Annotated in this window: 16 protein-coding genes; 6 read left to right on the forward strand and 10 right to left on the reverse strand. The window is 32.3% G+C overall.

Going from position 1 to position 21,439, the window contains the following annotated elements:
* The first annotated feature begins 20 nt into the window (after positions 1–20).
* The 3 genes from AC1EUV_RS11270 to AC1EUV_RS11280 all read left to right on the forward strand — a co-directional run bounded on the left by AC1EUV_RS11270 (position 21) and on the right by AC1EUV_RS11280 (position 3,947).
* Positions 21–1,139, forward strand: coding sequence for a helix-turn-helix domain-containing protein (locus AC1EUV_RS11270; protein WP_480198811.1), 1,119 nt, complete (start codon positions 21–23; stop codon positions 1,137–1,139).
* Between the two features lie 69 nt (positions 1,140–1,208).
* Positions 1,209–2,891, forward strand: coding sequence for a TPR end-of-group domain-containing protein (locus AC1EUV_RS11275; RefSeq protein WP_480198812.1), 1,683 nt, complete (start codon positions 1,209–1,211; stop codon positions 2,889–2,891).
* Positions 2,892–2,957: 66 nt separating this feature from the next.
* Complete coding sequence (locus AC1EUV_RS11280; protein WP_480198813.1) at positions 2,958–3,947, forward strand: tetratricopeptide repeat protein; 990 nt, start codon at positions 2,958–2,960, stop codon at positions 3,945–3,947.
* 386 nt (positions 3,948–4,333) lie between these two features.
* Here AC1EUV_RS11280 and AC1EUV_RS11285 read toward each other — a convergent pair whose 3' ends face one another.
* The 10 genes from AC1EUV_RS11285 to AC1EUV_RS11330 all read right to left on the reverse strand — a co-directional run bounded on the left by AC1EUV_RS11285 (position 4,334) and on the right by AC1EUV_RS11330 (position 17,835).
* Positions 4,334–5,764 carry an alpha-amylase family glycosyl hydrolase gene (locus AC1EUV_RS11285; RefSeq protein ID WP_480198814.1) on the reverse strand — a complete coding sequence of 477 codons (1,431 nt, stop codon included), beginning with the start codon at positions 5,762–5,764 and terminating at the stop codon, positions 4,334–4,336.
* A gap of 6 nt (positions 5,765–5,770) precedes the next feature.
* Entirely contained in the window at positions 5,771–7,432 is a 1,662-nt protein-coding gene (locus AC1EUV_RS11290) for an alpha-amylase family glycosyl hydrolase (protein ID WP_480198815.1), read from the reverse strand.
* A gap of 6 nt (positions 7,433–7,438) precedes the next feature.
* Positions 7,439–9,745, reverse strand: a complete 2,307-nt coding sequence (locus AC1EUV_RS11295; protein ID WP_480198816.1) for a glycoside hydrolase family 65 protein — start codon at positions 9,743–9,745, stop codon at positions 7,439–7,441.
* Positions 9,742–10,395 carry a beta-phosphoglucomutase gene (gene pgmB, locus AC1EUV_RS11300; protein ID WP_480198817.1) on the reverse strand — a complete coding sequence of 218 codons (654 nt, stop codon included), beginning with the start codon at positions 10,393–10,395 and terminating at the stop codon, positions 9,742–9,744. Before pgmB ends, AC1EUV_RS11295 begins: the two co-directional genes overlap by 4 nt.
* Positions 10,396–10,493: 98 nt before the next feature.
* Positions 10,494–11,519 (reverse strand): LacI family DNA-binding transcriptional regulator, encoded by a 1,026-nt coding sequence (locus AC1EUV_RS11305; protein WP_480198818.1) that lies wholly within the window; start codon positions 11,517–11,519, stop codon positions 10,494–10,496.
* 75 nt (positions 11,520–11,594) lie between these two features.
* Positions 11,595–13,253 carry a glycoside hydrolase family 13 protein gene (locus tag AC1EUV_RS11310; RefSeq protein ID WP_480198819.1) on the reverse strand — a complete coding sequence of 553 codons (1,659 nt, stop codon included), beginning with the start codon at positions 13,251–13,253 and terminating at the stop codon, positions 11,595–11,597.
* Positions 13,254–13,294: 41 nt separating this feature from the next.
* Positions 13,295–14,731: a Gfo/Idh/MocA family oxidoreductase gene (locus tag AC1EUV_RS11315; RefSeq protein ID WP_480198820.1), complete on the reverse strand. Its 1,437-nt coding sequence runs from the start codon at positions 14,729–14,731 to the stop codon at positions 13,295–13,297.
* Positions 14,732–14,756: 25 nt separating this feature from the next.
* On the reverse strand, positions 14,757–15,560 hold the full coding sequence (locus AC1EUV_RS11320; protein WP_480198821.1) for a 3-keto-disaccharide hydrolase: 804 nt from the start codon (positions 15,558–15,560) through the stop codon (positions 14,757–14,759).
* 6 nt (positions 15,561–15,566) lie between these two features.
* Entirely contained in the window at positions 15,567–16,133 is a 567-nt protein-coding gene (locus tag AC1EUV_RS11325) for a gluconate 2-dehydrogenase subunit 3 family protein (protein WP_480198822.1), read from the reverse strand.
* 4 nt (positions 16,134–16,137) lie between these two features.
* Complete coding sequence (locus AC1EUV_RS11330; protein ID WP_480198823.1) at positions 16,138–17,835, reverse strand: GMC oxidoreductase; 1,698 nt, start codon at positions 17,833–17,835, stop codon at positions 16,138–16,140.
* Between the two features lie 241 nt (positions 17,836–18,076).
* On the opposite strand from AC1EUV_RS11330, the gene AC1EUV_RS11335 reads away from it, so the two are divergent.
* From AC1EUV_RS11335 to AC1EUV_RS11345, 3 genes are read left to right on the forward strand one after another with little or no spacing between them, the layout of a single operon-like run.
* A complete protein-coding gene (locus AC1EUV_RS11335) occupies positions 18,077–19,048 on the forward strand; it encodes a sugar phosphate isomerase/epimerase family protein (protein WP_480198824.1) in 972 nt (323 codons plus the stop codon).
* A 16-nt stretch (positions 19,049–19,064) separates the two neighbouring features.
* Positions 19,065–20,291: a nucleoside permease gene (locus AC1EUV_RS11340; RefSeq protein ID WP_480198825.1), complete on the forward strand. Its 1,227-nt coding sequence runs from the start codon at positions 19,065–19,067 to the stop codon at positions 20,289–20,291.
* A 2-nt stretch (positions 20,292–20,293) separates the two neighbouring features.
* Positions 20,294–21,439, forward strand: a complete 1,146-nt coding sequence (locus tag AC1EUV_RS11345; RefSeq protein ID WP_480198826.1) for a Gfo/Idh/MocA family protein — start codon at positions 20,294–20,296, stop codon at positions 21,437–21,439.

A 21,439-nucleotide genomic window follows, 5' to 3' on the forward strand; every position in this document is an offset into this window, starting at 1 on the left:
AAATTTATTAATTTGATTTTATGGATAAGTTATGGCTTATATTGTTCAGTATAGGTATTGCTCAAGGAGTATTTATTATAACAGCTTTATCGCTTTTAAAAAACAGAAAAGCTCTTCCGTTAAGAATACTAATAGCTCTTGTCATATGTTATTCATTATTATTGCTACCAGAATTATTAATTGAACTTTTCTCTATCAATAGTATTGTAAGGTTTTACAGAGTTGGAGAAACGATTCCACTGCTGATAGGGCCTTTATTTTTATATTATACATATGCGGTTATTGACAAAAATTATAAAATATATAAAACAAACTTAATTCACCTAATACCTTTTGTGTTTTTTAGTCTTCTGTTTCTTCCTTTTTATTTAAAAGATGTTCAATATAAATTAAACTATATTGAATGGAGAAGTAACAATAATATTCCTTTGAGGGTTGCTTTATTTAGCTGGTTTAAAGGTATACATTCAGTAGTATACCTGATATTCAGTTTTGCCGTAGTAAAGGGTTTTAGGAGAAACATCCAAAGAAATAAACCAACACCTTTTAATGTTAATCTTTTTCAAAAGCTTATTTTTTTTCAACTAGTTGTGATAGTTATAGTATATATAGCTTTTACTTTACAATTTTTTGATAAGTCTGTTGCAATTGAAGCAGATAAAATTGGCGCAGCCTTAATAACGTTTAGTTTATATATATATGCCTTTACTGTTCTCAAGGCACCTAAAACTATAATTCCAGATATTGAAATTGATACAAAAAAATATGAAAAATCTTCTTTGGACGAATATTCTGCTAAAAAACTTTATGAGACGATTATAAATTATTTTGAAAAGAATAGACCTTACTTAAATTTAAACTTGAAGTTAACCGATTTGTCAAAAGAAACATCTATTCCTTCACATCAAATTTCAGAACTTCTAAATCAATACAAGGGTACCACATTTTCCGATTTAGTAAATACTTATAGAGTAAAAAGTGCTGAAAAAATGTTATCAGATCCAAAATATAAGAAGTTGAAAATCACTTCAATAGGATACGATTCTGGGTTCAACTCTAAAACAACTTTTTATCACTGGTTTAGAAAAATTAATAATATGACACCTGCAGAATACCAAAGACGCCATTTGGAAGGTTGACATAATTATCTAGACTTTTTTAAAGAAAGAGACGCTTTATTTTTAGGCCGTATTCTAAATATTTATAACATGCTTAAAAATATTCTTTTCGTTATTATTTTCTTTACCTCTTTATCCATTAACTCTCAGCCGATCCTACATTTAGCAGAAAAAGCATATAATTCTAAAGATTGGAAAAAAGTATCAAAACTATATCAAAGTTTAGTTGAAAAATCACCATATAATGGGGATTTTTACTATAGAATTGGCCGGGCATATTTTATGCTTGAAAATTATGATAACTCAAAAAAGTACTTTAATGAAGCCCTTAAGAATGGTATTTCTACCAATGATGGATATGCATACTATTATTTGGCAAGAATTGAGGCTAAATTGGGGAATGAGCAGGGAGCCTTTAATTTACTATCAACTACAATTGACTATTCACCTGATTATATAAATATTGCTAAAAGAGAAGATGATTTTAGAAAATACTTTTCTTCAAAAAACTTTAATGACCTTCTTGGTTTATCGGTTTCAATCAAAAATAATTCCTCTCAAGCGTGGCAAGAAGAATTACTATTCTTAAAAAATCGAATGGAAAAATCTCACTACGATATTTTTCACCATACAAGTAAGGGAAAATGGGATTCTATAATTTCAAATCTTCATAAAAGCATTCCAAATATGAGTACGAATCAAATAATGACTAAGTTTTCTGAAATAGGAGCTCTTGCTATGGATAGTCATACATATGCAAATCCGATGTTCGGTAATGCACTAAACTACACTTACAATATGCTGCCAGTTGAGTTTTATTTTTTTAAAGATAAATTATTCATTAGAGCTGCTTCTAAAGAGTACTCCAATATTGTTGGGCAAGAAGTTTTAAAAATTGGAGATTATAAAGTTAATGATATATATCAAATGTTTAATGAAGTACCGGTTACTGGTCTCGATAATAGTTTTCAGCTTAAATGGCAATTACCCTGGTTTTTAAGAGCACCCGAATTATTGAAAGGGAAAGGTGTTTTAAAAGATCCTAGTTCAGTAAAATTAATTTTGAAAGATAGTAAGGGAAGAACAATTACATCTAATTTAAAGCCAAGTACAAGAATGAACCCTTCAGTGATGTCCAGTATAGCAACAAACGAATGGTATCATATGAATTCCAGTTCAAAGAACCCTATCCCTTTATACTTAAAAAATCCAAATGTTACTTTTTGGAGTACTTATATTAAGGAGTCCAAATTGGTTTACGTGCAGATAAATAATATGAGGGATATGGAAAATGAATCCATGGATGAATTCACTTCTAGGTTTTTAGAAAATGCTGACGACAACAAAGCAAGGGCATTAATCTTAGATGTGAGGTTGAATAATGGTGGTAACGCTCACCTGGGTCGAGCTTTGGTGAAAAAACTTTTAAAGTCGGATTATAATGAGAGAGGAAAGTTATTCATTATTATTGGCCGAAATACTTTTTCAGCTACTATGCCACCTATTGCTGCATTAGATAAATGGTCTGAGGCTATTTTTGTAGGTGAACCTACTGGTACTCGTCCCAATTTTATAGCTGAAGGGAATATGTTTCAACTGCCATATAGTGGCATGTATGCAAGTGTTTCAAACAATTATTGGCAGGGAGGATTTAATTCTAATGACAGTAGAAAATGGATAGCCCCTGAATTAGGTGCAGAGCCTAATCTTAAAGATTATATAAATAATGTTGATCCGGCAATAAACGCTATTTTGGACTATTTGAATAATTAAAAACAATGAGATGAAAAACGAAATGTTATTCAATGTTAATGGTTCAATTTAAAAGGAAATCGCAAAATGAAAGTTTTGTCAAAGGCATTTTTATTTTCAACAATTTTTTATTTCTTTTCTAATAATCTGTTAAGTGCACAGTTAGAAATCAATAATATTCAATCGATAAGAGAAAAAACAGAAAAACTTAGGTATAAAGGAAAATTAGATAAGGCTATTTACATTTTAGAAAAGGAAATTATTAAGTTGAGAAACAATAATTGTAAATCGTCTACATTGGGATATTTAAAAAATATTTTGGCGGATGTAATTATTAGAAAATCATTTCATCAGAATAAACTTGATGATAGATCTTTAAAACTTTATCAGTATAATATTGATCATTTTGAAATAAATAATGATAGAATACTTTTGGGTGATGCTTTATATGGAAAAGGCTATTTTAAGTTTAGGAAAGGTGAACAATTTTGGAATAGCGCTATAGATAACTTAAAGAAATCATTAGAAATTAGAGAAATACTTAATGATTACGAAGGTATTTCTGAAGCATTAAATATTCTTGGAGTTATAAGTTTAAGACAAAAAAAATTTCGATCTTCTGAAAATTATTTAAATGAATGCTTGAAATATTCAAAAATAAGTAGGTCAAAATTTATGGAAGCTGAAGCAGAAAGACATTTAGGTTACTTGAGTATTTTTCAAAACCATAATGATAGGGTTCTTATTCATCTTAAAAGGTCATACAAATTACGCAAAGATATTGGCTATATAGATGGAGCAATTTTTGGAGCAATTTCATTGGCGCAGGTATATTTAAGAGATGAAAAATATGTCGTTGCCACGCCTTTACTCAAATATGCCCTTAGAAAAGCAAAAAAAATTAATTCTCCAATAGGTATTCTCAGGACAGAATGGGAGCTTGGGAATATGTACCATAAACAAGGACAAAATAAAGATTCATTTAAGAGTCTTACTAGAGTTATCGATTTGGCAAAAAAGCTTAATAATGATTCTTTTTTAAAGAGAGCTGAATTATTACTTTCAAAGGTAGAATAACATCATTTTTTTATTCAATATTATTCTCAATTCTGATAAAAATACTTTAATCATAAGAAAGAACTATCACCAAAATAATTTGATTTCTTTTTTTATGTTGTTCAAAGGATTGTATATGCCATTTTTTAACAAATTACTACAAATTAAAAGTGAGTAATTCGGTGAGTAGGAGAGGATAAGCGCTCTAATGAATTGATTAATAGTGGTTTACAGTTAGGGTTCTGATCCCTCTTTCTCCGCAAAAACGGCAAAAACATCTACAGATAACACTATTTGTAGGTGTTTTTCATTTTATTTAGATATAATCAACATCAAAAAAGTAAGAGGTTGTTTGGGTTATTTTAGTTTGTGGATTTTCAACATTAGTTTATTGGATTGATAATAAATTAATTTTTCAAAAGGATATTATACTCCCAAGGCTTCAAGCTAATTTTTTCTTTATTTAATTCAATTTTAAAATTATTCATGTAGTCTAAATAACTTCCTTTTATAGTATTTTCGATTTCAACTGGTTGATCAGAAAAGTTAGAAATATAAATAATTTCATTTCCGTTTTTACTTCTGGCAAAAGCAATAACTCTATCATTTTTAGTGCTAATATTTCGATAAGAGGCGGCTTGTTTTCCACTATGTAGAGCAGAAGAAGTATTTTTTAATTTGCCCAATTTTTCTAAAATAGGCCATATTTTTCCCTTTGTTTTCGGAATTTGATCTTTTTCAAAGAATTTTAATTTATGGCTTAAATCATATTCCTGCCCCGAATAAATTAAAGGCATGCCAGGAATCAGATATGTTAATGCTAATACTGCTTCAGATGCTTCACCATATCGGTCGGTAACAATCCCATTCCATGAGTTTTCATCATGATTTGTTACAAAATTCATAATGATGTCATCATCTTCATAGGTAGAGTCAATGTAAGTCATTAAGTTATAAAATTCATCAACAGATTTTTCACCCTTAGTTATATCTTTCATTAAGTGATGCAGTTTCCAACCATATTCCATTTCAAACAAATCATTTCCTTTCATAAATTTTGGATCATCATTTTCAGCAAGCATAAAGACTGCTCTTTTAGATCTAAGTTTAGTAATTGCTCTTTTCCAAAAATCTACAGGTATAGGTTCTATATGATCACATCTAAATCCGTCAACTTGCTCCTCAACAACCCAGTACAACATATCTTCTATCATTTCATTTTGCATATTTGTATTGGTATAATCTAATTGAGCGACGTCTCCCCAACCTTTAGAGGTACCATCTGTGTTTAAAGGATCTGTAATTTCTCCGTTATCATTTTTCGCATAATATTCAGGGTGGTCTTTAAGCCAAACATGGTCCCATCCTGTATGATTAGGAACCCAATCTAAAATTACATAAATATTATTTTGGTGTGCAGTTTTAACCAATTCTCTAAAATCTTCTATAGCACCAAACTCGGGATTTACTTTTTTATAATCTGATACGGCATAATAACTGCCTAACATTTTAGCACGTTCTGCTCCATCTTCAATTAAATGTGCAAAATCACCTCCGGTAGCTTTGCGCTTGGTTTCAGAAATTGGATTAATTGGCATTAGCCAAATAATTTTAACTCCAAGTTTTTTAAGTTCGGGAATATCTTTGGTAAATTCATCAAAGGTTCCTTCTGGAGAGTATTGGCGAATATTAGCCTCATAAATAACAGCAGATTCAATTACTTTATCGGAAATTGGAGTTATTTTTTTTTCTTTTTTAGGTAATTTGTTTTCTTTTTGGACTTCTTTACAGTTAAAAAATAGCACTATAACTAACGATAACAGAAATATTTTTTTCATAACCATTTATTCAACTGATTCTAATAGTACAATATCAAAATCAGAATTGATTATGACACTTTCTTTTTTTACAGTTACAATTTGGTCACTATATGAATCACGGACGACTGTTCCATCTTTAAATACGCTTGTCGTTTGTATTATTTTTTTACCTATAGGTAGATTTAAACCAACTACAACAGTATCATTGAAATCATTTTTTTTCCAAGATCTAGAGAACACGTAAGGCGTTTCTGAAATCATGTTATGAGTTCCTCCACCAATTGCAGGATGATTATGTCTAAACCTGCCTAATTTTTGCCAGTGCTTTAGTAATTTTTGAGTTTCTTTATTTGAAGCAATATCTTCCCAATTCATTTTAGAACGTAAAGTGGCGTCACCATTTGTACCTTCTATAATTAATGGACGAGCAGACTCATCTCCATAATATATTTGAGATGCTCCTGGGGCAAGTAAAAGCCTAATTGCAGATTCATAGGTTTTCTTTCTTTCTTTATCAAAAGGGCTGCCATCATCATGTGAGGTGAGATAGCTTAAAGTACCATGGTCACTAAGCTCATTATTTAAAATGCTATCATATTTATAAAAAACTTCTTCATATGATTTGTTCTCACTAGATCGTAAATCAAAATTGATCAGCGCATCAAAACTATCATTAAAATAATCTACTTTCTTATCGCCAAAATCGTAAAATTTATTTGAATCGATGCTGTAATTGTATACTTCACCTACTAGATAAAAAGGGGTGTTATCTAACACCAATTCAGGATTGTTTTTTTTCCATTCGTCAAAAGCATTCTCACAAACATCTTCAAATTCTTCCCAAACATTTTCTTCTGTGTGCTTCACGGTATCTACACGATAACCATCAATACCGAAATCGGTAATATAATCTGAAAGCCATTTCATAATGTAAAAGCGTGGTGCACGAGGATATCCTGTCTTTTCAAAAAAAGCATCTAATTCTGACATCTCCTGCTCATATCTTCCTTCTTTCTTCCATTTTTCAACAAGTTGAGGAGGTAATTCAACAGAATCATTACTTTCGGTTTTGATATCAGGTAGGTTTTCTACCAGTGTACACTTAATTGTGTTTTCATAAGAATCAAATGTACATTTAGGTGAAGTTCTCACCCAAGATTCTGGCCATACGGTATCTTGATTAGTTACTGGACCGGTATGATTAATAACCGCATCTAATAAAATTCTTATACCATTTTTATGTGCAATTTCTACAAGCTCATTTAAGTCTTCTTTAGTGCCAAAATTAGGGTCAATTGTTGTCCAATCTTTGGCCCAATATCCATGATAACCATACGTGTAACCCGTACCCTCGTCGGTACCATCATGAATTTGCTCAACGATTGGTGTCAACCAGATCGCATTAACTCCTAAATTATTAAAATAACCCTCTTTTATTTTTTTGGTTATTCCTTTAATATCTCCTCCTTCAAACCCTCTTAAAACTGCCGTCTCTTTTGTTCTTTCAAAGTTTACATCATTATTTTCATCTCCATTATTAAATCGATCGGTCAATAAGAAATAAATGCTAGCAGCTTCCCATGTAAATGGTATAGACCGTGTCTTTTTTTCAACAACTTTCTTTTGTTTATTACATGAAACAAGTATTAGAACTAATATAATTAAGAGTGGTTTTATTATTTTCATTTTATGTTAATTTAAATGAACTTGATTAGTGTCTATTAGCAGTTCTTTATCAGTAAGAAGCAATTTAATTGGTTGACCTTTTAAGAGATTAAATTCGGTCTCTTGTTTTGAAACCTTAACTGAAAGAATGTTACCCCTAAAATTTATTTTAAAAGTATAGCTCTTCCATTGCTCAGGAATTTGAGGATTGAAATAGAGCATATTATTCTTAATTCGCATACCACCAAAACCTTCAAGGATACTCATCCAAGTACCCGCCATAGAGGTAATATGTAGCCCTTCTTCGACTTCTTTATTGTAATCATCTAGGTCTAAGCGAGAAGTTCTCAAATAAAACTCATATGCTTGTTCCATTCTACCCAATTTCGCTGCCTGAATACTATGTACACATGGAGATAGTGAGCTTTCATGTACAGTGAAGGGTTCATAAAAATTGAAATGACGTTCTAATTCTTCAAAAGTAAAATGATCTTCAAAAAAGTAGAAACCTTGTAAAGTATCGGCTTGTTTAATATATGGTGAACGCAGAATACGATCCCAACTCCATTTTTGGTTAATTGGTAGCTGTGATTTATCTAGCTCTGAAACTGTAATCAGCTCTTTGTCTAAAAAATCATCTTGTTGTAAGTAAACCTGGTGTTTTTCTGAATACGGAAAATACATTTCATCAGCAACTTTCATCCATTCATATGTCTCTTCACCTTTTAGATTCGTATTAGAAATTATTCGTTTGAAATCATCAGGATGATTATGCTTAACGGTGTTAATACATTCAACAGTATATTCAATACACCATTTTGCAATATAGTTAGTATACCAGTTGTTATTTACGTTGTTTTCATACTCGTTTGGGCCAGTAACCCCCAAAATAACATACTTATTTTTATTCGTAGAATAACTTGCTCTTTGATGCCAGAAGCGAGCGATACTGATTAAAACTTCCAACCCTTTTTCAGGAATGTAACTGAAGTCTCCTGTATAACGATGATAATTGTAAATAGCAAAAGCAATAGCTCCGTTTCTATGAATTTCTTCAAAGGTAATCTCCCATTCGTTATGGCATTCTTCTCCATTCATGGTAACCATAGGGTAGAGGGCAGCACCATTACTAAATCCTAGCTTTTTAGCGTTTTCAATTGCCTTGTTTAAATGGTTGTATCTATATTCAAGTAAATTTCTAGCTACTTTCTGATCTTTAGTTGCCATATAAAAGGGTAGGCAATAAGCCTCAGTATCCCAATAGGTACTACCACCATATTTTTCGCCGGTAAAACCTTTTGGTCCAATATTTAAACGCGGATCAGTTCCTAAATACGTTTGGTTTAGCTGAAAAATATTAAATCGAATAGCTTGTTGAGCCTTTATATCACCTTCTATGATGATATCAGCCATGTGCCAAATATTTGCCCAAGCTTTTCTCTGTTTATTGAGGAGTTCTTCAAATCCTAAATCTGTCGCTTGATCAAGCACATTCTTTGCAGTTTGAATTAACTCGGTTTTATTATGGTATCTATCAACAGTATAACCTCCAAACTTATGAATAGTAAATGTTTCTCCTTTATTGATAGATATTTTATAAATAAAACTGATTTTGTTATCCGTTTTAACTACTTGAGGATGCAATCCTACATTTTGACGATTTACAAAACACTCAGACTGCATAAAAGTAGAGGTATGAAAATCGGTTTTTAAAGTTTGTGTTTCAATAAATGCCTGATTGTTTTCAACCGCTAAGTTTGAAATATTCCAGAACTTGTCATCCCAATTAGAATCTTCATTTTTAATACCCGCATCTATATAGGGTGTAATCACCAAATCAGTATTAGTGTTTAAAGGTGTTACGGAATATTCTATAGCACCAACTTCATCAATATCTAAACTTAAAAAACGTTTTGTTTCTACCTGAATTTCATTATCATTTTGAAGTGTTAACTTAGAGCTTCTTGCTAGCCAACCTTCTTTCATGTTTAATTCACGCTTAAAGTTTTCTACTTTCTTACAAGTAGACAAATCTAACTGCAGGCTATTAATATTAATATCGATTCCGATCCAACTAGGTGCATTTAACACTTTTGCAAAATATTCGGGGTAGCCATTTTTCCACCAACCAACCCTGGTCTTATCAGGATAGTAGACTCCTGCTATATAGCTGCCTTGAAAAGTATCACCAGAATATGATTCTTCAAAATTTGCACGTTGGCCCATAGCACCATTGCCAATGCTAAAAATACTCTCTGATGATTTTACGCGTTCCGCATCAAATCCTTCTTCTATAATACTCCACTCATCTGGAATTATATAATCTTGGTTCATTTTTTAATTAATTCGTCAATAAAATTTAATGATATTTCAGTAAAATTTTTAAATGTATAATTAGCTTCATTTAAAACATGATTATCACCAATTCCAATTGAAATCATTCCAGCAGTATTAGCAGCCTCTATGCCTGCCACTGAATCTTCAAAAACGATACATTTCTCAGAAGGAACACCTAATTGTTTAGCAGCGATAATAAATACCTCTGGATCTGGTTTAGCTTTACAAACATCATTGCCATCAACAATAGTGTAAAATTTGTCATACAAGTTAACTTTTCTAAGTATGTTTCTAGCATTTTTACTTGCTGACCCCAATGCAATGGGTTGATTATTTTTATCTAAATAATTGAGAATTTTAGGAACGTCTTTTAATACTTCATTCTCATCCATTGTATCAATATAAGTTAGATAATCATTATTCTTCTTGCCCATTAATTCCATGAAAAAATCTTCAGAAATAGTTTTGTTACCCCAATCTAATATCTTTTGTAAAGATTGTACTCTACTAACTCCTTTTAATTGTTCATTTTGAAGCTCTGAGAAATCAATGCCTATATTGTTTGCTAACTTTCTCCAAGCTAAAAAATGGTACTTTGCTGTATCAACAATAACGCCATCTAAATCGAAAATAAAACCTTTTATCACTAATTTGAAATTATAGTTTGGCTAAAATATGTTTTATTAGAAGTAAAATTAGAATATAATAAATAAAAATTTTTAACTCGAAAACGATTAAGCAACTATTATCTAGTTGATTTTCTAGGCTTTAAATTAGTTGAAATAACCTTTTTTTGAAATCCTACTTGTGAATCTTTGTTTTCAATTCTTTGTATTAAAAGCTCTACTGCTTGTTTTCCCATTTCAAAACCATGCTGTACTAGGGCAGTTAATGGGGGTGAAGAATACTTTGAGATAACCCCATCGGTAAATGTTATTATGCTTATATCATTTGGTACATTTAATCCTTTGTTATTTGCCATTTGTATTGCGGCACTAGCATATATTTCACCATTGGCAGCTAAAATAGCATCTGGGTAATTATCCTTATTCTTAAACATAGAACCTACGAGTTCTTCAATATAATCTTCTGACTCAATTTCAATTATAAAATCGTTGTTTACTTGAATATTATACTTGTCTAAAGCTTTTAAGTATCCTTTCTTTCTTAAATGACTAATGTTTAAATAACCTGGATGTGTAATAAGAGCTATTTTTTTACAACCAGATTTTATTAAGTATTCTGTTGCAGTAAAGGCTCCACCTTCATCATTTATAATTACTTTGTCGCAATTTACTTCTTCGATTATTCTATCAAATAATACTACTGGAGTTTTTTGCTGGATTAATTTGTTTATATGATTATAATCCTTTTTTTTCTGTGTTCCACTTGAAACCGAAATTAAAATCCCATCAACGCTACCTTCAATAAGCATATCAATATTCAATAATTCTTTTTCATAACTTTCATTTGATAGGCAAACCATTACATTGTAACCTTTAGAGTTCGCAAACTCTTCTATCCCTCTTAAAACGGTAGAGAAAAAGTGATGAACTATTTCTGGTATGATAACACCAATTACATAAGTCTTTTGATGTCTTAATTTTAATGCAAGAGTATTTGGTCTATAATTATAATACTTGGCATATGCCTTTATTCTATCTTTCGTTTCTTGACTTATTTCATGACTATCATTAAGCGCTTTAGAAACTGTAGAAGTAGAAACGCCAAATTCTTTTGCAATATCTTTTAGTGTAATCTTTGATTTCATCCAGGGCTAAGAAATTTCGCCCCAAATTACGAAAGATTCCGTAAGAAATAAGTTAAAAATTAAAGATTAACACTACTAACTATTTAATATAAAAATTTTTGATTGCCAGGGTGTTAAAGAAAAATTCACAGAGAAATTTTCAGTATTTGTTTTTAAAAGCCTATAATCAGATTGGTTTAAGTGTGATTTCCAGTTAGTGTTGTCATCACTAAAATTTAATAAAATTAGAAATTTTGAACTATCATTCCAACGTTTATAGGCAAATATATTTTTGTTCTTAATATCTAGGCACTCATAATCACCATAAATAAGTGTTAGATTCTCTTTTCTAAATTGAATCATCGACCTATAATAATTTAATATAGAATTTGGGTCATCCTCTTGATTAATTACATTAATAGATGTATAATTATCATTAGTCTTTAACCAAGGATCGCCATTTGAAAAACCTGCATTTATCTCTGTACTCCATTGCATAGGTGTTCTTGCATTATCTCTACTAGTTGAATGAACTTTTTTCAGAAATTCATTCATGTCTTCTCCTTTCTCCTTTGCTTCATTCCAACTATTAATGGTTTCTACATCATCATAATCTTCGATGCTTGGGTAAGCAACATTTGTCATACCAATTTCATCACCTTGGTAAACAAATACAGTACCCCGCATTGTAAACAATAAAGTTGCAAGAAGTTTAGCAGACTCCACTCTATATTTCTTGTCGTTACCAAAACGTGAAACCATTCTTGAAAAATCATGATTCCCCAAAAAAACACTTCCCCAACCTCCATTTTTTAGTCTTTCATCCCATTTGTTAAATACATCTTTAAAATCAACTAAATCATAAGAAACGGGATCATATTTACCTCCGGGACCGGAATCAATAAACATATGTCCAAAATGGAAAATCATGTCTAACTCTTTACGCTCTTCATCAACATACAATGGGCCATTATTTAAATCAATGCCGGGTCCCTCCCCAACAGTTACAGCATCATATCGACTTAAAACAGTAGTATTTAATTCTTTTAAATATTGATGAACTTTAGGACCATTTGCATAATACTTATTAATGATTTTATTAAAGTCGTTTAGCTTAGTATTATCAAAATTCTCACCTTTAGAAATAAGTGAAACAACATCCATTCTAAAACCATCAACTCCTTTTTTAAGCCAGAATTCAACAACATCCTGAAGCTCTCTTCTTACTGATGGATTATCCCAATTAAGATCTGGTTGTTCTTTGGTGAACAAATGTAAGTAGTACTCACTTGTGTTTTCATCATATTCCCATACATTTCCACCAAAAAAGGATGGCCAATTATTAGGAGCATTACCACTGTCGGTAGATTTCCAATAATAATAATCTCTGTATTTGTTTGTTTTCGATTTTCGAGATTCTTTAAACCAATAATGCTGATCTGATGTATGGTTAAGTACTAGATCCATCATTAGTTTTAGGCCTCTGCTATGTACTTCGTTTAGAAATTTTTCAAAAACTTTATTGCCACCGTATATTTCGGCAATATTTCTATAATCACTAATATCATATCCATTATCCTTGTCAGGAGATTCATAAATAGGACATATCCAGATCATGTCTACTCCTAAAGATTTTATATAATCTAGTTTTTCGATGATGCCACTCAGATCGCCGACACCATTTCCAGTTGAATCTTTATAAGATTTAGGATAGATTTGATAAATAACACTTTCTTTCCACCAAGTTTTCGTCATAAACTTGTATTAAATTAAAAAAATAGCTGTTTTGATGATGATTATAGACTCCAACCTTCTCTATATTCCCTTTTTACAAATTGATTGGCGGCATCAAAATTGGTAATCTGCATGTTGATACCATCCCATAATAACTTTTTTCTACCAGGATAATCGTACCTTCCATCATTTCTGGGTGTTCTTACCAAATAACTTCTAATTGCTAAGTTACCCATCAATATAGACTCTGTTAGAGGACCAGCAAAATTGAACGATGAGGTTAATGCTTTGTGTTTTTTGCTACCATAACCATCTTTACATGCTTCAACCCATTGTATTTGATGTCCGTTTTCAGGAAGTGTATTCTCCTTTTCTTTAAAAGTGAGTAATTCTCCAGAATTTAAATAAACTTTAGGAGTTCTTCCATAAGTTCCACAAGTCATTATACCTTTTTCACCTATCATAATAACACCATTGGTACTATTATTATCTCCAATTGGATGATCAGCAGGAATTAATGAAGGACGGAATGGCCTTAGACCACCATCCGTCCAAGTCATGGTTAATTTGGTAGGATTTTTAGCTGTCGCTGGAAATTTTAATTGTGTTGTTGAAGATGGTGGACAAGATTCTGGTAAATACTCAGGAACCCAGTCGCGTGTATATATTGCTCCAACACTACTTTCAACTTCTGTAGGATAACCAAGGCCTAATACTCTATAGGGAGGATCCATTAAATGACATCCCATATCGCCTAAAGCACCAGTACCGAAATTCCACCATCCTCTCCATTTAAAAGGATGATAAAGGGGGTGGTAATCAACCATTTTTGCAGGACCAATCCAAGCATCCCAATCAAGACCATCCATCATTTTTGGTTTATCTGTTGGAGTGGGTATTCCTTGAGGCCAAACAGGTCTATTTGTCCATACATGTACTGTATGCACATTGCCTATCTTCCCTTCATTAAACCAATTAATCATTTGTTTTACACCTTCACCAGAAGCTCCTTGATTACCCATTTGCGAAACTACTTTATAATTGTTTGCAGCTTCTGTTAATTTTCGAGCTTCATAAATATTGTGAGTTAGAGGTTTTTGAACATAGACATGTTTACCTGATTGCATAGCAGCCATAGCAATTACTGCATGAGTATGATCTGGCGTAGAAATTGTTAATGCATCAATTTCTTTTAGTTCATCTAATAATTTTCTAAAATCTTTGTACTTTTTTGCTTTTGGAAATTTTTTAAAAGCATTTGCAGCCATGTTCCAATCAACATCACAAATGGCAACAATGTTAGAAGCGCCATTGTTATATGCGTTAACCACATCGGAAAAACCTTTTCCCCCACCTCCAATGGCAGCAATATTCAACTTATCACTAGGTGGAATAAACCCTTTCCCTAAAACATGCCTTGGAACTATACTTATTCCTGCAAAAGCAATTGCGGACTTTTTAATAAAAGATCTTCTAGAAGTATTTTTTATTTCATTCATAAGAAAATAGATTTATTATTATGTATTATTTTAATTCAAGTAATTCGATATTCTTAAATTCTATAGGGTGACTTTCACTCTGTAGAGCGATATAACCTGTATCTAGAGACTGCTTTTCTCTCAATTTCCAGTTTTTATTTTTTGGTAAGTATTCGCCACCTATAATCGGTTTTGAGTATCGCATAACTTCTATACCATTTATAGAATGTGTTATTAAAGAATCATTTAAAACTAATGCTTCCATTTTTATCCAACTGTCATCATAAAAAGTTTTAGAAGTAGAATTAATACAATGATCGGTAACTACATTATTTTTAATAGTAACATGAGTTCCTGGAGTGCAAAGATTTGCAGTTGGTCTGTCTTCACCTTGTATAATACCACCTAGAAATTGAGCCTCTAATGATACTGGAAAACCTTGATTTATTTCCATGCTTTCAGGCGATTGTGAATGCAACATAACACCACTATTTTTTGTTGCCCAAGATTCACCTTTAGGTGCCTGTTCGCCAATGAATCTATATTCTAATCTTAGCCTATAATTTGTAAATGGAGTTTTATAAAAGATATGACCATATAATTCACCAAAATCATCGTAGTTATCATAAGACACTTTCAGAATACCATTTTCAACTCTAAAAGTGTTGAGAGCATTTACACCAACTTTATACCCTTTAATTTTAACTCTCCAGTCGTTGAGATCTTTTCCATTAAAAAGTTGTATCCAATTTTCAGATACTATCTTTTCCTTTTGTCCTTTAGGTTTTTCTTTACAATTTAATAATGAAAATGATAATAATAGCAGTAGTATTGACAGCCTAGTTTTCATATTTACCTATTGTAAAGACCAAGCTTTACCACCCGTTGCATCATCTAAAGAAATACATGCTTCTAAAACACCAGGTATTGGATCATAAGCTAAGATTTCCATACCTACTTTTCTACTATTTCTATATCCCCAGATAGAAATTCCTCGTAGCCCCAATAAAGCTTCATAGACAGTTTTTTCTTCTTCATTTTCTTGAAAAGCCTGTATTTGTTCAGGCGAAGCTTTTAAATATTTTTCCAACAGCTTGTCATAATTACCATTAGAAGCTTTCATAATAGCCGATATTGATTTCTTGAAGTTTTCTTGCTCCTCTTTACTCGCCACTTGCGATACATATTTATCAATAAATTCAGGAACGTTTACTTCTACAGCACTTGGAATATCACCTGTGCTTGGCAAAATTATACCTACTAGGGTTTTAATCGCCTGTCCTTCTTTTGGAGAAAAGAATTCTGGCACCCAATCTATTTTTGGGTCACTTTTACAGCTTTGCAATAAACTTATAACAGAAGGCGTAGCTACAACTAAACCTAGTGACATACCTAATCCTTTAAGTGCTTCTCTTCGTTTCATATTATTAAGCTTTCATTTTTTTAAATTGTTTAGCTGCATGATTAGCGGCTCTGGCAGTTAAAGCCATATAAGTTAATGAAGGGTTTTGACACCCTGCAGATGTCATACAGGCACCATCAGTAACATAAACATTTGGAACGGAGTGTATTTGATTGTTGCCGTTCAAAATAGAAGTTTTTGGGTCTCTCCCCATTCTTGCTGTACCCATTTCATGAATACCTAACCCTGGTGCGCCGGGACTATCCATAGGTTGTATATCTTTAAAACCAGCTTTTTTAAACATTTCCATAGCTTGTTCTATCATATCCTTTCGCATTTCCCATTCATTTTCTTTCCATTCTGCATCAAAGGTAACTGTAGGTAATCCCCATTCATCTAATTTCTCATAATCAAGAGTCATTTTATTTTCATGATATGGTAAACATTCTCCGAATCCCATAAGTGTCATAGACCAATCTCCAGGTTTTAGAACGGTTTCTGTTAATTCTGGACCATAACCAGCTTCAGCAACATATTCCGAAACGCCATTTCTACCAGCACCGCCTTGATAGCCATATCCTCTTAAAAAATTAGTTTTTGACTTATCATCTCCTAAATTTCTAAAGCGAGGTAAATATATACCACCTGGTCTACGCCCTTTGTAATATTTATTTTCATAACCATCAAATTTGGCAGTTGCACCAGCCTTAAAATGATGATCCATAATATTATGTCCTAATTCACCAGAATCATTTCCTAATCCATTAGGAAAACGCTCAGATTTAGATTGCATTAGAATTGCAGTAGTAGGTATAGCAGAAGCACAACAAAAAATAATTTCAGCATTAAAAATTATTGTTTCTTTCGTTTCGCTATCTATTACTTTAACTCCAGTAGCTCTTTTTTTAGAATCATCATAGATAATTTCATGAACAATTGAATTTGGTCTCAATGTCATATTACCCGTTCTTTCTGCAGCAGGCAATGTAGAGGAATTACTACTAAAATAACCCCCGAAAGGACATCCTCTTATACATCTATTTCTATATTGACATTTTCCTCTGCCTTCATATTGTTTATCACTCGTTATATGTGCTACTCGACCTACAGTTAACACCCTGTCATCATAATTTTCTCCTATATTTGACTTTAGATGTTCTTCTACACAATTCATCTCTATAGGAGGTTCAAATTTACCATCGGGTAACTGAGGAAGACCTAAATTTTCACCACTTACTCCTATATATTCCTCGACTTTATCATACCATGAAGCCAAATCTTTATAACGTATAGGCCAGTCAACTGCTATACCATCTTTTTTATTTGCCTCAAAATCCAAATCACTTAATCGGTAACTATGTCTTCCCCACATAATGGAGCGTCCACCAACATGATAACCACGCATCCAATCGAAGCGCTTAGTTTCATTATATGGATGTTCGACATCGTCTACAAACCAATGCTTACTTGACTCTCTTGTGGTATATCCTGTTCTACTTTGTTTAGTTTGCCTTTCTTTTGTTTTTTGTGTAATTGCATCTACGCCTGGTTCAAAATCCCAAGGATCTTTATTCATGGTTAGGTAATCATGTATGTGTTTTACCATACGACCTCTTTCAAGAACTAACGTTTTTAATCCATTCTCGCAAAGTTCTTTTGCAGCCCAACCACCACTTATACCAGTTCCGATTACTATTGCATCATAATTTTGTTCTAAATTCATAAAGTATTAATAGATAATTAATAAAAAATAAGCTTGAATTTTGATATATTGTTATTTATAAAAAATATAATATAAAAAATTACTAATTGTTAAGTATAAAATTAAAGAATAATATAAATAAAAGTACTTTTTTAAATTCCATTTATCAACACTACACCGATTTAGTATTTCAAAAAAGAACCTATTAAGCATAATTTAAATTAAAAATTATAAATTTAGGCTAATCAAAATTAACTGATAAATGAAACCCAGCTACTATTCTAATTTAGGGAGTATTACTATATTAACAGTTTTATTACTTTTTTCATGTAAGAATGTAAAAGATAAAAATGTGGAAAATCTTCAGGTAAAACAAGAGACTAAACCTTTTTTTAAATTATCATTAGCTCAATGGTCATTACATACTCTAATAGAGAACGGAGATTTGGATCCATTTGATTTTGCTAAGGAAGCTAAATCTTTGGGATTTGATGCTGTAGAATATGTAGATCAATTATATATAAAGGAAATTGATAGTATTGGATTTGATGCCGTAATCGAGCGATTAAAACAAGAAAGTGAAATGCATGGTGTTAAGAATGTATTAATTATGGTCGATGAAGCAGGTGATCTTGCTGACCCCGATTTAGAAAAGAGAACCGAATCTGTTGAAATGCATAAAAAGTATGTCGATGCTGCGGCTTATTTGGGCTGTCACGCTATTCGGGTTAATACCTTTGGTACAGTAGACCCTGATGAATGGCAAATAGCGGTAAAAGATGGTTTAGAAAAACTCTCAAAATATGCAGCCACTAAAGGCATAAGTATATTAGCAGAAAACCACGGATGGTTTTCTTCAGATCCAAGATTACTCATGCCTGTTTTGGATGAAATTAATTTAGACAATTGTGGAACTTTAGCAGATTTTGGTAATTGGTGTATCGATCGAAAGGATGGTGAAGACTGGGGTGACTGTTTAGAAGAATACCCAGATAAATACGAAGGATTTCAGCGTTTAATGACAAGAGCTCAAGCAGTTAGTGCTAAGGCTTATGCTTTTGATGAAAAAGGCAATGAAACAACAATAGATTTTAATAAGATGTTGCAAGCTGTTAAACATGCAGGTTATAGGGGTTATGTAAGTGTTGAATATGAAGAAGATGGGCCTGGGGAAAGAAAAGGAATTCAAACCACTAAAGAACTATTATTAAAAACGGCTATAGAAATTAACTAGCGATAACAAAATTTTCATGAATAAATCTACTCAATTTCGCCTTTCCTTTATGATGTTTCTCGAATTTTTCATTTGGGGAGGTTGGTTTGTAACTTTAGGTTCTTTTTTAGGTAATAACCTAACTGCTACAGGTGCTGAAACGGCAATGGCATATTCTACACAATCCTGGGGAGCTATTATTGCACCATTTATTATTGGGCTGGTGGCAGATAGATTTTTTAATGCCGAAAGAATTTTAGGTGTACTCCATTTGTTAGGGGCTGGTGTAATGTATTTAATGTCTCAAACCACAGAATTTAGCATGTTTTATCCTTATGTGTTAGGATATATGATTGTTTATATGCCAACATTGGCATTGGTAAATTCGGTGTCATTTAATCAAATGAATGATCCTGCGAAGCAATTTCCTCTAGTTCGAGTTTGGGGAACTGTAGGTTGGATTGTTGCAGGGCTTACTATCAGTTTTGTTTTTAAATGGGACGCTATAGAAAATATAGAAAAAGGAATGCTTTCAAACACATTTTTAATGGTAGCAATCGCATCTGCCATATTAGGTATTTTTAGTTTTACATTGCCAAAAACACCACCTAAAGGAAAAGGTGAGAAGGCAAGCATTTCTGATATTTTGGGTTTAGAAGCTTTAGGCTTATTAAAAGATCGAAATTTCTTAGTTTTCTTTTTATCGTCGGTGTTAATTTGCATTCCTCTAGCATTTTATTATCAAAATATTAGCCCTTTCTTAACAGAATATAAAGTTGAAAACTCTACAGCTTGGGCTTCTCTTGGCCAGATTTCTGAAGTAGGATTTATGTTACTTTTACCTTTCTTTTTTAAAAAATATGGATTTAAGAAAACGATACTTTTCGGTATGTTAGCCTGGGGTATTCGATATTTATTATTTGCTTATGGAAATGCAGGTGATCTATTCTTTATGTTGATTTTGGGGATTGCCTTACATGGTATTTGTTATGATTTCTTTTTTGTTTCAGGTCAGATTTATACTGATTCTAAGGCAGGAGAGAAAGTAAAGAGCGCTGCTCAGGGCTTAATTACTTTGGCTACATACGGTGTCGGAATGTTAGTAGGATTCTGGGTTGCGGGTCAAATAGTGGATAAAAGCTTAATTGCTGAAGGAATTCATAGTTGGAAAGAGATTTGGACGTTCCCTGCAATTTTTGCAGTGGTTGTGCTGATATTATTCGCATTGTTGTTTAAAAATGAAAAAATTGAATATAAAGGATAACTATGAGGAAACTTCGGATGGGCATGATAGGTGGAGGTATTGGTTCTTTTATAGGCGATGTACATAGAAAGGCCGCTTCTATCGATGGACAAATAGAGTTGGTTTGTGGCGCTTTTAGTAGTTCAGCCGAAAAGTCTATTACTTCGGGTAAAGAATTATTCCTTCCTAAAGAACGTTGCTATGAAAGCTTTGAAGAGATGATATTAAAAGAAAAAGAACTTCCTTCAGGAGACAGAATGGATTTTGTATCTATAGTGACCCCTAATCACATGCATTTTGAACCGGCGAAATTAGCTCTAGAGAATGGGTTTCATGTGGTTTGTGATAAACCAATGACATTAACCATTGAAGAATCTAAACAGTTGGTTGATCTTGTAAATTCAACAGGGTTGTTCTTTACGCTCACACATAATTATCCTGGTAATCCGATGGTAAAACAAGCGAAAGCTATGATTGCTAATGGAGATATAGGAAAGGTGAGAAAAGTTCAAGTTTATTATTTGCAAGGATGGTTAGCTACTTCTGTTGAAGAGACTGGTCAAAAACAAGCAGCTTGGAGAGTTGACCCTTCAAAATCAGGTGTTGGAGGAGCTTTAGGAGATATTGGAACTCATGCTGAAAATTTAGTTGAATATATAACTGGCTTGAAAATAAAGGAGCTGGCTGCTGACTTAGGGCGATTTGGAAAGGGGCGAGTGTTAGATGATGATGGTAATTTATTACTTAGATTTGAAAATGGTGCAAAAGGCACCATGTCGTTTTCTCAAATTGCTACTGGAGAAGAGAATAACTTATCTATTCGTGTTTACGGAGAAGAAGGCAGTTTAGAATGGCACCAAGAAAATCCGAATGAACTCATAACTCGCTGGTTGAATGAACCTAAAAAAATCTTTACCCCAAATGGTAATGAATTATATCCTGAAGCACAGGAAGTATCTAGAATTCCATCAGGTCACCCTGAAGGGTATTTAGAAGCTTTTGCCACGGTTTATCGAAATTTTGCAAAGCAATTAATAGCTCAAATAGAAGGCAAAAGTATACCTGTTACAGATAATCCTAATGTTGAAGATGGATTACGAGGAGTTCAGTTTATTCATGCAGCTGTAGAAAGTGATAAAAATAATGCAAGCTGGATACAATTAAATTAA

The sequence above is a fragment of the Maritimimonas sp. 2304DJ26-3 genome (assembly GCF_056591635.1).